This window comes from Kaistella pullorum (assembly GCF_014837035.1).
In the GTDB taxonomy this organism is placed as follows: domain Bacteria; phylum Bacteroidota; class Bacteroidia; order Flavobacteriales; family Weeksellaceae; genus Kaistella; species Kaistella rhinocerotis.
Window position 1 is genome coordinate 810,235 of sequence record NZ_JACSPS010000002.1, and the last position, 13,699, is coordinate 823,933.

The 13,699-nt window shown below is 43.0% G+C and carries 17 protein-coding genes and 1 tRNA gene; 3 read left to right on the forward strand and 15 right to left on the reverse strand.

Going from position 1 to position 13,699, the window contains the following annotated elements; all coding sequences use genetic code 11:
- Positions 1–49 precede the first annotated feature (49 nt).
- Entirely contained in the window at positions 50–1,585 is a 1,536-nt protein-coding gene (locus tag H9628_RS08130; protein WP_251833625.1) for a SulP family inorganic anion transporter, read from the forward strand.
- A 2-nt stretch (positions 1,586–1,587) separates the two neighbouring features.
- On the opposite strand, the gene hisIE is transcribed toward H9628_RS08130, so the two are convergent.
- The 14 genes from hisIE to H9628_RS08200 all read right to left on the reverse strand — a co-directional run bounded on the left by hisIE (position 1,588) and on the right by H9628_RS08200 (position 12,117).
- Entirely contained in the window at positions 1,588–2,175 is a 588-nt protein-coding gene (gene hisIE / locus H9628_RS08135; protein ID WP_251833626.1) for a bifunctional phosphoribosyl-AMP cyclohydrolase/phosphoribosyl-ATP diphosphatase HisIE, read from the reverse strand.
- On the reverse strand, positions 2,172–2,927 hold the full coding sequence (gene hisF / locus H9628_RS08140; RefSeq protein ID WP_251833627.1) for an imidazole glycerol phosphate synthase subunit HisF: 756 nt from the start codon (positions 2,925–2,927) through the stop codon (positions 2,172–2,174). Before hisF ends, hisIE begins: the two co-directional genes overlap by 4 nt.
- Positions 2,921–3,634 carry a 1-(5-phosphoribosyl)-5-[(5-phosphoribosylamino)methylideneamino]imidazole-4-carboxamide isomerase gene (gene hisA, locus H9628_RS08145; RefSeq protein WP_251833628.1) on the reverse strand — a complete coding sequence of 238 codons (714 nt, stop codon included), beginning with the start codon at positions 3,632–3,634 and terminating at the stop codon, positions 2,921–2,923. The genes hisF and hisA overlap by 7 nt, the downstream gene beginning before the upstream one ends.
- Positions 3,631–4,209 (reverse strand): imidazole glycerol phosphate synthase subunit HisH, encoded by a 579-nt coding sequence (gene hisH / locus H9628_RS08150; protein WP_251833629.1) that lies wholly within the window; start codon positions 4,207–4,209, stop codon positions 3,631–3,633. The genes hisA and hisH overlap by 4 nt, the downstream gene beginning before the upstream one ends.
- Positions 4,206–5,297 (reverse strand): bifunctional histidinol-phosphatase/imidazoleglycerol-phosphate dehydratase HisB, encoded by a 1,092-nt coding sequence (hisB, locus tag H9628_RS08155; protein WP_251833630.1) that lies wholly within the window; start codon positions 5,295–5,297, stop codon positions 4,206–4,208. Before hisB ends, hisH begins: the two co-directional genes overlap by 4 nt.
- Positions 5,290–6,327, reverse strand: a complete 1,038-nt coding sequence (gene hisC / locus H9628_RS08160; RefSeq protein WP_251833631.1) for a histidinol-phosphate transaminase — start codon at positions 6,325–6,327, stop codon at positions 5,290–5,292. Before hisC ends, hisB begins: the two co-directional genes overlap by 8 nt.
- A complete protein-coding gene (hisD, locus tag H9628_RS08165) occupies positions 6,317–7,609 on the reverse strand; it encodes a histidinol dehydrogenase (protein WP_251833632.1) in 1,293 nt (430 codons plus the stop codon). Before hisD ends, hisC begins: the two co-directional genes overlap by 11 nt.
- Positions 7,610–7,625: 16 nt before the next feature.
- On the reverse strand, positions 7,626–8,483 hold the full coding sequence (hisG, locus tag H9628_RS08170; RefSeq protein ID WP_251833633.1) for an ATP phosphoribosyltransferase: 858 nt from the start codon (positions 8,481–8,483) through the stop codon (positions 7,626–7,628).
- Between the two features lie 266 nt (positions 8,484–8,749).
- Positions 8,750–9,250: a DUF6691 family protein gene (locus H9628_RS08175; RefSeq protein WP_251833634.1), complete on the reverse strand. Its 501-nt coding sequence runs from the start codon at positions 9,248–9,250 to the stop codon at positions 8,750–8,752.
- Between the two features lie 14 nt (positions 9,251–9,264).
- Complete coding sequence (locus H9628_RS08180; RefSeq protein WP_251833635.1) at positions 9,265–9,828, reverse strand: YeeE/YedE family protein; 564 nt, start codon at positions 9,826–9,828, stop codon at positions 9,265–9,267.
- Between the two features lie 6 nt (positions 9,829–9,834).
- Positions 9,835–10,152, reverse strand: coding sequence for a rhodanese-like domain-containing protein (locus H9628_RS08185; protein WP_251833636.1), 318 nt, complete (start codon positions 10,150–10,152; stop codon positions 9,835–9,837).
- Positions 10,153–10,158: 6 nt separating this feature from the next.
- Positions 10,159–10,593 carry an OsmC family protein gene (locus tag H9628_RS08190; protein WP_251833637.1) on the reverse strand — a complete coding sequence of 145 codons (435 nt, stop codon included), beginning with the start codon at positions 10,591–10,593 and terminating at the stop codon, positions 10,159–10,161.
- 48 nt (positions 10,594–10,641) lie between these two features.
- Complete coding sequence (locus tag H9628_RS08195) at positions 10,642–11,436, reverse strand: sulfite exporter TauE/SafE family protein (RefSeq protein WP_251833638.1); 795 nt, start codon at positions 11,434–11,436, stop codon at positions 10,642–10,644.
- 57 nt (positions 11,437–11,493) lie between these two features.
- Complete coding sequence (locus H9628_RS08200; RefSeq protein ID WP_251833639.1) at positions 11,494–12,117, reverse strand: Crp/Fnr family transcriptional regulator; 624 nt, start codon at positions 12,115–12,117, stop codon at positions 11,494–11,496.
- Positions 12,118–12,234: 117 nt separating this feature from the next.
- Here H9628_RS08200 and H9628_RS08205 point away from each other — a divergent pair, with 117 nt between their 5' ends.
- Together H9628_RS08205 and H9628_RS08210 are read left to right on the forward strand one after the other, a co-directional pair.
- Complete coding sequence (locus H9628_RS08205) at positions 12,235–12,582, forward strand: hypothetical protein (protein ID WP_251833640.1); 348 nt, start codon at positions 12,235–12,237, stop codon at positions 12,580–12,582.
- 125 nt (positions 12,583–12,707) lie between these two features.
- Positions 12,708–12,781: transfer RNA gene (locus H9628_RS08210), tRNA-Pro, on the forward strand.
- A gap of 61 nt (positions 12,782–12,842) precedes the next feature.
- On the opposite strand, the gene H9628_RS08215 is transcribed toward H9628_RS08210, so the two are convergent.
- Positions 12,843–13,679 carry a CvfB family protein gene (locus tag H9628_RS08215; protein ID WP_251833641.1) on the reverse strand — a complete coding sequence of 279 codons (837 nt, stop codon included), beginning with the start codon at positions 13,677–13,679 and terminating at the stop codon, positions 12,843–12,845.
- Between the last annotated feature and the right edge of the window lie 20 nt (positions 13,680–13,699).

Sequence of the window (13,699 nt, forward strand, 5' to 3'; positions counted from 1 at the left end):
CTTATGGCTTTTTTCTTCTAAACGCTTACTTTTGCGGCAACAAAACCGTATGAAAGCAGCACTCAACCTATTCGATTTCTCTCAGAAAGTAAACTACCGCACCGAAATCCTAGCCGGACTTACCGTGGCGATGACCATGATTCCGGAATCACTGTCGTTTGCGATACTCGCCGGTTTCCCTCCATTGGTCGGACTTTACGGTGCTTTCATCATGGGTCTGGTCACCGCCATTTTTGGCGGAAGACCGGGACTGATTTCCGGTGGAGCTGGCGCGACGGTGATTGTTCTTATCGCACTGATGAAATCTCACGGACTGGAATATGTTTTCGGCGCGATTGCACTCGCGGGCGTTATTCAAATTCTGGTGGGCGTATTTAAACTCGGGAAATTTGTGAGATTGGTTCCGCAACCCGTCATGTTCGGTTTTGTAAACGGTCTGGCGATCGTCATCTTTATGTCGCAGTTCGAGCAGTTTAAAATCTCAACCAACGGACAGACGGAATGGCTTACGGGAACTCCGTTTCTGATCATGGCCGGACTTGTAACACTGACTATAGCAATCGTAGTGATGTGGCCGAAATTCTCAAAAAAAGTTCCGGCGTCACTTGTTGCGATCATGGTCGTATTCGCGTTGGTAATGGTTTTCAACATCGATACGAAACGTGTGGCAGACATTGCGTCGGTAAGCGGAAGTTTGCCACCATTCCACATCCCTAATATTCCATTTAACTTCGAAACACTGCAGGTCATTTTTCCGTATGCGGCAATTATGGCGGCGGTAGGTTTAACCGAGGGACTTTTAACGCTGAATTTGGTGGATGAAATCACCGGAACCAAAGGCAACAGCAACCGCGAATGTGTTGCGCAAGGTGGCGCCAATATCCTGAACGGATTTTTCTACGGCATGGGCGGCTGCCCAATGATTGCGCAGACTTTGGTAAATCTTTCGGCTGGTTCACGCGCAAGATTATCGGGAATTGTAGCGGCTTTAACCATTTTACTGATCATTTTAATAGGCGCTCCGGTGATCGGGAAACTGCCAATGGCGGCGTTAACAGGCGTGATGATCATGGTCGCGATCGGGACTTTCGAATGGGCCAGCTTAAAGATTTTCAAACGGATGCCAAAATCCGATATTTTCGTGATGATTGTGGTGACGTTAATTACGGTGTTCCTTCACAATTTAGCACTGGCGGTTTTAATCGGCGTGATTATTTCTGCTCTGGTTTTCGCGTGGGACAATGCCAAAAGAATCCGTGCGAGAAAGCATGTTGATGAAAACGGTGTAAAGCATTATGAAATCTATGGACCATTATTTTTCGGCTCTGTAACGGGTTTCGCTGAAAAGTTTGACGTAGCGAATGATCCTCCGGAAATTATCATCGATTTCGCGGAAAGCCGCGTGGTTGACATGTCAGCGATTGATGCTTTAAACGCGTTGACAGCGCGCTATTCAAAACTGGGTAAAACGGTTCGCTTGAAACATTTAAGTAAAGACTGCCGCACGCTTTTACAGAATGCTTCCGCAATTATCGAAGTGAATATCCTGGAAGATCCGGAATATTTGGTTACTGAAAAGGCGTAAATTTACTTCTCCCGCTCTTTTAAAACCGCTTCAATTTCTTCCAATGTAAAACCTTTCGATTTCAGCAAAATTAAATAGTGATAGAGTAAATCCGCTGCTTCATTTTTAAAGAGCTCTGCATCATTATCTTTAGCTTCTATCACGAGTTCTACGGCCTCCTCGCCTACTTTCTGTGCGACTTTGTTGATGCCTTTTTTGTAAAGTTGATTCGTGTAGGAATCTTCAAAATTTTCGTCTATCCTTTCATGAATGGTTTGTTCCAAACGGTATAGAAATCCCTTTTTAGGCTCGGTATTGAAACACGAAACCGCTCCTTTGTGACACGTGGGTCCGTCGGCTTTTGCAGTGATTAATAAGGTGTCGTCGTCACAATCAAGCCTCATGTCTTTTACCCAAAGAAAGTTTCCGGAAGTTTCGCCTTTCGTCCAAATTCGGTTTTTGCTGCGGCTGTAAAAGGTTACTTTTTGTTCTGCAACGGTTTTATTGAACGCATCTGCATTCATATAACCCAGCATCAAAACCTGCAGCGTTATTTCATCCTGAATGATGACGGGAATCAGGCCGTTGGATTTATTAAAATTTGGTTTCATAGTCGTACCGTGATGTTTTGTGTTGATAAATATTTTTTAAGTTCCGGTATCGGGATCTGACCGAAGTGAAAAACGCTGGCTGCTAAAGCGGCGGTGACTTTTGTTTGGCTGAAAACATCCGCAAAATGTTCCATCGTTCCGGCGCCGCCAGAGGCAATCACCGGAATGGAAACCGCTTCCGAAACCGCTTTACTGATTTCACTTGCAAAACCATTCTTTGTTCCGTCGTTGTTCATCGACGTCAAAAGGATTTCTCCAGCTCCTAATTCTGCACCTTTTTTGGCCCAGTCAACGGTTTTTAATTCTGTGGAAACTGTACCGCCACTGCGGAAAACTTTCCATTCATTATCTTCAAACTTTGTGTCGATCGCCAAAACGACGCACTGGTTTCCAAACTTACGCGCAATCTCCGTAATCAGTTCAGGTCTGAGAATTGCCGCGGAATTCAAACTGATTTTATCCGCGCCGGAATCGATAATTTTTTTGGCGTCTTCCAATGTATTAATTCCACCTCCGACCGTAAATGGAATATTAATTTCTGAAGCGATTCGGGTCACGAGTTCCGTGAGTGTTTTACGGTTCTCAAGTGTTGCGGTAATGTCGAGAAAAACAAGCTCGTCTGCGCCTTCGTCAACGTATCTTTTCGCAAGTTCCAAAGGATCGCCCGCGTCCTGAATATCAACAAAATTGATTCCTTTTACCGTCCTTCCGTTCTTTATGTCGAGACACGGAATGATTCTTTTCTTCAGCATAATTCTGTTAGTTCTTTAAGATTAATCGTCCCTTCATAAATCGCTTTTCCAATAATTGCGCCTTCGCAGCCGAGTTTTTTCAGCTTTTGCAAATCTTCAATCGTGGTGATTCCGCCGCTGGCAATCAAACTGATTGTTGTTTCGTCCAGGATTTCTTCATAAAGCCCAAAAGCCGGCCCCTGAAGCATTCCGTCTTTATCGATATCGGTTACAATGCTGTATGTTCCGCCATTTTTATTGAATTCTTTAATAAATTCAACCACGTCCAGACTGCTGCTTTCGAGCCAACCGTTGGTCGCAATCATCCTGTTCTTACAGTCGGCGCCCAGAATGATTTTTTCAGCACCATATTTCACGAGCCATTCCAACATCAATTCTGGATTTTGCGCCGCAACACTTCCGACGGTTATCTGTTTCGCGCCGCATTCAAAAGCGGTTTTGATATCAGTTTCTGATTTAATTCCGCCTCCGAAATCGATTTGGAGTCCGGTTTTTGAGGAAAGCATTTCCAGCGTCTTATAATTGACAATCTGCTTCGATTTTGCACCATCAAGGTCTACGACATGCAGAAATTTAATATCGTTATCTTCAAACATTTTCGCCATATCCACCGGATTTTCACTATAAATTTTCTGGGTCGAATAATCGCCTTTCGTCAGTCTTACACATTTACCACCGATGATGTCGATGGCCGGAATAATTCTCATAAGCTTAAAAAGTTTTTTAAAATCTGCATTCCAGTGTCAGCTGATTTTTCGGGGTGAAATTGGGTTGCGTAGAAATTATCTTTCTGCAAGGCCGCGCTGAAAGGCAGGATATAATCTGTGACCGCCACGGTTTCCTCGCTGGGTTCGGCGTAATAACTGTGAACAAAATAGCAATTTTCGTCAGTCTCAACATTTTCAAAGAGCTTTCCTTTAACGGAAGTGAAATTGTTCCAGCCAGTGTGAGGAACAAGATCTTCAGGCGGGAACTTCTTGACTTTAGTTTTAAAAATCCTCAAAGTTTCAGTATCACCTTCTTCTGAAGATTCGCAGAGCAGCTGCATCCCCAGACAAATTCCCAGAACCGGTTGCGTAAGGTTTTTAATTACTTCATCCAAACCCTTTTCCTTCAAATATTCCATTGCTGAGGCTGCTTCGCCAACGCCCGGAAGGATGACCTTTTCAGCATTTTTTAAAACATCAGGATCATCGGTGATAACCGATTCATAACCGAGCCTTTTTACCGCATTTTCCACGGATAGCGAGTTGCCGGCGTTGTATTTCAATATTGCGATCATAAAATTCCTTTTGTACTGGGGATGTTATAGTTTTGGGTTTTACTTACCGCCATCTTTATTGCTTTTGCGAACGCTTTAAAAATAGATTCGATTTTGTGGTGTTCATTTTCGCCTTCAGCTTTGATATTCAGGTTGCATCTCGCCTGATCGCTGAAGGATTTAAAGAAATGGAAAAAAAGTTCGGTCGGCACATCACCGATTTTCTCCCTCTTAAACTCCGCTTCCCAAACAATCCACGGCCGACCGCCGAAATCTACCGCTACCTGAGCCAGACAATCATCCATTGGCAATAAAAAACCGTAACGTGAAATGCCTTTTTTTTTGCCAAGAGCCTGCAGAAAAGCGTCACCCAAAGCAATCGCGGTATCTTCTACGGTGTGGTGTTCATCGATTTCGAGATCACCTTTCACCTTGACATTAAGGTCGAGGTTACCGTGTCGGGAAATTTGTTCCAACATATGATCAAAAAAAGGCAGACCTGTATCGATATCTGAAACGCCAGTTCCGTCCAGATTCACTTTAACTTTAATGGAAGTTTCGAGGGTTTCCCTTTTCACTTTACCAATTCGGGGGACAGATTTTAAGAACTGATAGATTTTGCTCCAATCATTAGTGGAAAAGGTCGCCGCTTCATTTTCAGTATCGCTGATGAGTATCGATTTTGAACCTAAATTTTTTGCCAATTGAATATCCGTTTCACGGTCACCGATTACAAAGGAATTTCCGAGGTCATAGTTTCCGTAAATGTATTTCTGAAGCATGCCCGTTCCCGGTTTTCTTGTGGGCTTATTTTCATGTTCAAAAGACGGATCAATAAAGATTTCCGCAAATTCCGCACCTTCATTTTTCAGCATATTGATGATGAAATTCTGCACTGGCCAGAAAGTGTCTTCCGGAAAAGAATCGGTTCCCAAACCGTCCTGATTGGTCACCATTACCAGTTCGTAACTCAATTCGCGGGCAATTTTAGCAAGATTGCTGATGGAATTTGGTAAGAATTCGAGCTTTTCGAAACTGTCAATCTGGAAATCTTGGGGTTCGCGGATGATGGTCCCGTCGCGATCTATAAATAAAACTTTTTTAGTCATTGCTGAATTCTTTTAAGGCATTTAATAACTGTTCATTTTCTTCGGATGTTCCCACTGAAATCCGCACGCAGTTTTTGATGACGGAGTTCCGGTTTCTGATGATGATCTTTCTTTCAACGAGTTTTTCATACAGTTGATCTGCATTTTCCACTTCTGCAAGAATGAAATTGGCATCAGAAGGATAAATTTTTCTTATCATCTTTAAAGTGGAAAGTCTTTGAATCATCTGCTCCTTTTCTGCTAAAATATTTTTTACTTTATCATCATAAGCCGCTTTATCATTTAAAATTTCGAGCGCGGTCTGCTGATTGAGCAAACTGATGTTATAAGGAGGTTTCACGCGGTTGAAGTAAGACAGAATTTCCTCATTCATGTAACCGATTCCGAGGCGTACTCCTGCCAAACCCCAGGCTTTGCTTAAAGTCTGGATGATGATTAGGTTCGAATAATCCGTAAGTTTTTCGATAAAGGAAGGTCGGTCACAAAAATCAATGTAAGCCTCGTCAAGAATCACAATTCCGCAGAATTGATTGAGAATAAACTCAATATCTTCAGTTCGCAATAAATTTCCTGTCGGATTGTTCGGCGAACAGATAAAAACGAGTTTCAGATTTGGGTCTGAAAAGTAAGGCTGCAAAAGGTCTTTTTCAATCTGAAAGTCATCATTCAAAGGAAGTTTAATGAGGTCCACATCATTGATGTTTGCAGAAACTTCGTACATCCCGTAGGTCGGAACAAAAGTCAAGGCTTTATCCTGACCAGGCTCGCAGAAAATCCTGAACGCCAGATCAATTATTTCGTCGCTGCCGTTTCCGATAAAAATCTGCTCGGGAGACGTATTTTTGAGTTCTGCCAATTTCTTTTTCAAAGCCGGTTGATACGGATCGGGGTAGCGGTTGTAGATTCCAAAAGGGTTTTCATTGGCATCCAGAAAGATTCCCTCTTTCCCCGAATATTCGTCTCTCGCGCTCGAATACGGCTTCAAAGCCTGAATATTTTTTCTTACGAGTTCATTAATTTTACTTTTCATCCTGTATTTTTTTTAATCTGATGGAAACGGCATTTCTGTGCGCCAAAAGCTGTTCTGCCCCGGCCATCACTTCCACCGTTCTGCCGATATTTTGTAAACCTAATCTACTGATATTCTGGAAAGTAATCTTCTTCACAAAACTGTCCAAAGAAACTCCACTATAACTTCGGGCATAACCGTTGGTCGGCAAGGTGTGATTGCTTCCACTCGCGTAATCGCCGGCACTTTCACAGGAATAGTTTCCAATGAAAACCGAACCTGCGTTCTGAATCTTGTCGGCAAATTCTTGCGCATTTTCAATGGCCAGAATTAAGTGTTCGGGTGCATAACGGTTACTGAATTCCACACATTCTCCTATGGAATTGAAAATCACCGAAAAGCTGTTTTCAAGCGCTTTTGCTGCAATGTCAGCTCGGGGTAAAACACGCAGTTGTTCATCAACAGCAAGTTTAACTTTCTCAACAAATTCCGAAGAATCTGAAAGCAAAACAACCTGACTGTCTGGGCCATGCTCTGCTTGGGAAAGCAAATCGGAGGCAACAAAATCCGCATCCGCAGTTGAATCTGCAATCACCAGGACTTCACTCGGACCCGCCGGAAGATCGATGGCAATACCGTTTTTCTGAACAAGTTCTTTGGCTTTGGTGACAAATTGATTTCCGGGTCCGAAGATTTTATCCACTTTCGGAACCGTTTCCGTCCCGTAAGCCAATGCTGCAATGGCCTGTGCGCCACCCACTTTGAATATTTGGGTAATCCCCAGAAAATTTGCCGTGTACAAAACTGCGGGTTTGATATTGCCGTCCTTATCAGGAGGTGTACATAATACAATTTGTTTGCAGCCAGCAATCAGCGCCGGAATTCCCAGCATCAAAACTGTTGAAAACAAAGGCGCGGAACCACCAGGAATGTACAATCCAACATTTTCGATCGCAACACTTTTTCTCCAGCACTGGATTCCCGGCATTGTTTCCACAATGGTTTCGGTGAGTTGCTGGGCTTCGTGAAAAGATCTGATGTTTTTTGCGGCAACCGAAATCGCTACTTTTAACTCCTCTGAAACCTGCTTTTTTGAAGCTTCTATTTCAGCTTCGCTTACTTTCAGCTCTTCAACTACGGCTTTATCAAACTTTAAACTTAATTCTTTAAGTGCCGTATCGCCTTTCTGCTGCACCAGTTCAAGAATATTTTTGACTTTGTCTTCCAAATCTTCAGCGGGAAAAACCGGTCTTTTACAAATTTTAGCCCAATCAGAAATTGTCGGGTTGGTTATATTTTTCATTTGGTTTTTTTTGATTTTAAAGAATCATTTTTTCTATAGGAACCACCAGGATGCCTTCAGCACCAGCTTTTTTCAGCTCATCGATGACGTACCAGAATTTATCTTCGCTGATGACAGAGTGTAAGCTGCTCCAGCCATCTTTTGCGAGCGGAAGAATGGTAGGGCTGTTCATCCCGGGAAGGATTTGGATGATTTTTTCAAGCTGGCTGTTAGGAGAATTCAGCAGGATGTACTTGTTCTCTTTCGCTTTTTGGACAGAACGGATGCGGAAAAGCAGTTTGTTTAAAATCTGCTGAGCTTCCTCGCCCAGAGTTTGGTTTGCAACCATCACGGCCTGGCTTTTTACTACTGTTTCCACTTCCTTCAATCCATTGGAAAGTAAGGTAGAGCCGCTGCTTACAATATCGCAGATTCCGTCAGCCAAACCAATACCCGGCGCAATTTCCACACTTCCGGAGATGACTTCAACAGTCGCTTCGATCCTATTTTCTTTAAAATACTTCTGAAGAATATTGGGGTAAGAAGTGGCGACTTTTTTTCCTTTGAAAAAATTTATACCCGGATAATCAATCTCTTTCGGAACTGCCAGACTTAAACGGCAAACCGAAAAATTCAGTTTTTCAACGATTGTAATCGCTTTTTCACTTTCGAGAAACACATTTTCACCGATGATGCCGATGTGTGCAACATTCTGCTCCACGTACTGCGGAATATCATCATCTCGCAGAAAAAGGATTTCAACAGGGAAATTGGTGCATTCGGTAATCAGTTTTCCGCCGCCGTTGGGGAATTTCAGGCCACACTCTTCCAAAAGAGCGACTGATTTTTGGCTGAGTCGACCACTTTTTTGGATGGCAATTTTAAGTTTACTCATTTGTTTTATTTTGAAAAAGCATGAGTAAATCGAAATCCGGAAGTAGTAAAAAAGAAAAATCCCGCCTTGATTTACTCAGGCGGGATTATATATTTGTTGATTTTACAGCATATCATAATCAGCTCGCGAGAGTGCAAGTATGAAAATGATGATGATGTAGCTGATTGAACATTCTGTTTATTTTGTGGGACAAATTTATAATTTATTTATCCGCCTGTGCAAATAAAATTGAAAGTTTTTTTCGTGAGTTGCTGTTAGCTGAGCTTTTAATGCGGCAATTTTTCGCGGAAATAGCCATAAACCCAGGTACCGGCAATCGCGCTGAGCAGCGTTACTACAATAACTGTTGCGCCTGTTCCGATCTGTGCAAACAGCGGTCCCGGGCAGGCTCCGGTGATGGCCCAACCAAAACCAAAGATGAGTCCACCGTAAATCTGGCCTTTGTTAAACTCTTTTTTATGGAAGATGATTACTTCGCCATAAATAGTTTTTATTTTGAATTTTTTAATAAAAAATATCGAGATCATCGCGACCAAAATAGCGCTTCCGATAATGCCGTACATGTGAAAAGACTGCAGCCGGAACATTTCCTGGATGCGAAACCAACTGATCACTTCCGCTTTGATGAAAACGAAGCCGAACAGGATGCCCACCACAAGATATTTCAGATTATGATACCATTGGTGCTGCAAACGGCTTTCATTCACACACATCGTATCCAGTGACCTGAGGTCCAGATCTTCCTGTGGATTTATATTTTGAGACATTTATTATTTAAAATTTAAAGTGAAAGAATGATTGGAAGTAACACGTTGGCCATTAAAAATCCGCCAATCATGAAGAAGATTGTGGCGACTAGGCTCGGAAGCTGCAGGTTCGCAATTCCCATGATGGAGTGGCCGCTGGTGCAACCTCCTGCATATCGGGTACCGAAACCGACCAGAAATCCGCCGCCGACCATCATGATCATGCCACGCAGCGTGAACAGTGATTCCCAGTTCATCAGTTGGGTAGGAACCAAATTGCTGAAATCTGTAATTCCGTAGCCGGCAAGTTCTTTTACCAGATTTGGATGAACCTCGATAGGGTTTGGATTTGAGAAAAACATCATCGTGATGATGCCGCCCAAGAAAATTCCGAAGACGAAAAATAAATTCCAGGCTTCTTTCTTCCAGTTGTATTTAAAGAACGGAATATTGGCCGGCAGACACGAGGCACAGATGTGCCGCAGCGAAGACGAAATTCCGAAAGATTTGTTCCCGAGGATTAAAAGCGCCGGGACGGTAAGACCGATCAGTGGGCCCGCGACATACCATGGCCACGGCTGCTGAAGAAATTCTAACATATTTTTTTAATTGTTTAACAGATTATTTACGTTTTGCCAGGTTTTACCGTCGGTCACGTTGCTTATGCCGTTCTGCTCCAGTATTTTTTTGGCCTGGCTGCTTCGGTTGCCGCTCCTGCAAAACACCACGGTGCTGCTCTTTCCCGCAAATTTACCCATTTGTTTAGTAATAGAATCGAGTGGAATGTTCACGGCACCTTTTACGCTTCCGGAACGGAATTCGCCGGGCGTGCGCACATCCACAAGAAAAGTTTCGCTGGTGATGGCAAAAGCAGGCTCGCTGCTGGCTGGCCCTGCGAAAATATTTTTAATGAAATTGAACATAACGGTTTAGTTAAAGGGATTTTTAAGTGTCACAGCCGTTTTCATTGAATTGGTCACAAGGCAGGCCGCTTTAGATTTTTCCAAGACTTTGAGTGCTTTTTTGCAGTCTTTTTCGGGGTCTGCAAGTACAAGTTCAGGCGTGATTTCCGCTTCAGAGATCTGGAATTTGCCTTCCACCAATTCAAGTTTGCAAATTGTATTACATGAAAAACTTTGAAAATCGAGCTTGAAATTTTCAGCGATTGCCAAAAAAGTCGAGAGATAACAGCTGCTTATGGCGGCTGCGAACAAATGTTCGGGTGACCAGATTCCGGGTTCACCTTTTGGGAATTCCGGCGGCGTGGCACATTCTATTGTTTCATTCAGTACGGGAGAGGATAAAAGTCCCTTGCGACCGTTTTTCCAGTCTGCTTTTACTTCATAATAATGCGGTTGTGACATAGTATTAATAATTTTATTTATGGTTAATGATTGATTGATTGATTTCAATTAAATTAGAGTCTCCTTGATGAGGATATAGACGCCCATCACCAAGACAAACCAGCCGAACGCGGGCTTCAGTTTCTTGCCATCGATCTTCGTTGAAAGCCAGCTCCCGATGAGTACGCCGAGTATTGCCAGACCCAGAATCTTTAAAATTAAATTCCACTCAATCACGAAATGTGAAACGGAAACACCAAAGCCGAACAGAGAATTTAGCGCGATGATGAAAAGTGAAGTTCCGATGGCATTTTTAATGTCGAGTTTCAGCAAACCAACTAATGCCGGAATAATAAGAAAACCGCCGCCAGCACCGATAAGACCGGTTACAAAGCCTACCAGCGCGCCCTGCAGCACAATTGCCGTGTTTTTTACGGGCTTATTATCAGTTTTAAAACAGTCTTCACCTTTGCATTTTTTGATCATGTTGTAAGACGCGAAAATCATCAGCACTGCAAAAAGCAGCATCAGCATGATGTCTTTGGTCAAGCTGAAATTTGCAAGTGTAAAAACCTCATCCGGAATGGCGGGAACGAAAAAAGTTCGGGTCAGAAATACGGAGATGATCGAAGGAATGCCGAAAATGAGCGCAGTCTTCATATTTACCAAACCTTTTCTGAAATAGGTAAATGAGCCCGCCACACTGGTCATTCCGACGATAAAAAGTGAATAAACCGTCGCTACTGCCGCGTCTATCCCGAAAAGATAGACCAGCACAGGAACGGTGAGTATGCTGCCACCGCCGCCGATAAGTCCTAACGAAATGCCGATGAATATTGAAGCGATGTAACCTGTTGTGTCCATAATTCTGTTTGATGCTGCAAAATTGCACCAAGCCAGAACGCTGCACAGTTACTTTGGTTACATAAGGATGATTTTGTTGCGCCCGAGCTGAAGATTACCGTTTTCCTCAAGCTGCTTAAGCAGCCTGGAGACCACTACCCTTGCGGTTCCGAGTTCATTGGCGAGCTGCTCATGGGTAATGCTGATTGTTTGACTTCCCGTAATCTCCACTTTTTTTTGTAACAGCGTAAGCAGTCTTTCGTCCACTTTCCGGAAAGCGATTGCGTTGACAATCCCGAGCAGTTCCTCAAAACGTTTATGGTAAAGCCTGAAGATATAATCAAGCCACTCAGGATGCTCTTTGATGAACAGATGCACTTTCTCCATTGGCAGGAACATGATTTCGGCATCGTCTTCCACTTCCGCTTTCACCTTACTTTTTTCATCGTGCATACCGCCCAGGAAAGACATGATGCAACTTTCGCCGGTTGTGATATAGTAGAGCAGGATTTCGCGGCCGTCTTCTTCGGTTCTCATCACTTTCAGTGTCCCTTTTGTCACAATCGGGATGGCGCGGATTGCAGAATTTTCGTCGAGGATAAGGTCGCCGGCGGTATAAGTTTTCACCACGCTGTGCTCGCGCAGTTTTGAGATGAGTTCGGGTGAAGTCTTAAATTCAATAATCTGTTCAAGTGAATCCATGCAGCAAATTTAATTATAAAAGCGCAGAAGCTTAATGAAATTACTAAGAGCCAATATTCAGAAAAATTTAAAGCCAGCATAGATAAATTTTATATATTTGATTATCAAATGTTTGCTATGCAAGACTGCCTGGAATGTGGCGAAAAGATCATCGGCCGAAGCGATAAGAAATTCTGCAACGACAGCTGCCGAAACGCCTACAACAACAAACACAATAAAGATTCGTCTAACCTGATGCGCAACATCAACAACAAGCTGCGCAAAAACCACCGCATACTTTCTGAACAGAAATTTACCGAAGGCAAAGCCAAAACTACGCGCAATAAGCTCACCTCGGAAGGCTTCGATTTCAGCTATTTCACCAGCCTTAAAATCTATAAAAACGGCGCTGAATACCGCTTCGTGTACGACATCGGCTACAAACTACTTGAGGAAGACTGGATCCTGCTGGTGCGCAAGGAGTGATTCAACTGCGGACTCAAATTCAGCGCATGAAAAACCAGTAGCTGGGTTTTTGCTTAAAAACAAAAATTAGAATCCAAAATCATCTTGCAAAATTATCGTCAAAATCCTTATTTTTGCCGCAGTTTCGGGATGTAGCGCAGCCCGGTAGCGTACTTGCATGGGGTGCAAGGGGTCGCTGGTTCGAATCCAGTCATCCCGACAAAACAAAAAAAGAGCAGTTTCTACAAACTGCTCTTTTTGTTTTTTCGAGATCTTAGATTTTATTCTGTTTCTTCGATGAGACGTATTTTATCTTCAAAAATCTCAATTTTCTTGTCGCGGTAAAGTCCACCGATTGCTTTCTTGAAATTTTTCTTGCTCATCTGCAGCTCATCCTTTATTTCGTCCGGTTCAGACTTATCCGAAAGATACAGCACGCCGTAGTTTTCTTTCAGTTTCTGCAAAATGATCTGCTGGAACTCATCGATATTCTCATAACCTTGCGGCTGCAGCGACACATCGATTTTTCCGTCCTCGCGAATGGTTTTTATATAACCGGTTTCCTCCGAAAGCGGGAACAGTTTTTTGTAAACGTCGGAAGCATACACCAGGCCAATGTATTTTTTATTAATGACAACATTCCAACCCAGTTCGCTTTCACCCATGATGATCAGATTCACTTTATCGCCTACGCGAAAGGGCAGATCTTCATAAGTCGGGTTGCGTTTGAACGTTGTTGTACCAGTGATTAGTCCTAAAGTTTCGTCCACGAAAACATGAACAAGATATCGTCTTCCTTCAATGATCTTTTGCTTCTGCTGCTTATACGGAACAAATAAATCTTTGATGATTCCCCAATCCATAAATGCGCCGCTAGGTAGGCTCTGCACGCAGGACATCACCGCAAATTCGCCCACTTCGGCATTCGGTTTTTCTGTCGTAGCTTTCAGTTTATCATCATCCTGATACACAAATACCTCCATTTCATCGCCAATTTCGGCACTTTCGGAAGCGAAAATTTTAGGAAGAAATGCGCGTTCGCCGTTTTCGTCTTCAAGAAAAAGTCCGGAATAGTTTTTTTCTGCGATTTTTAGAATTTGAGTTTTACCTGGAATCATATAGGATAGTAATAAAGATG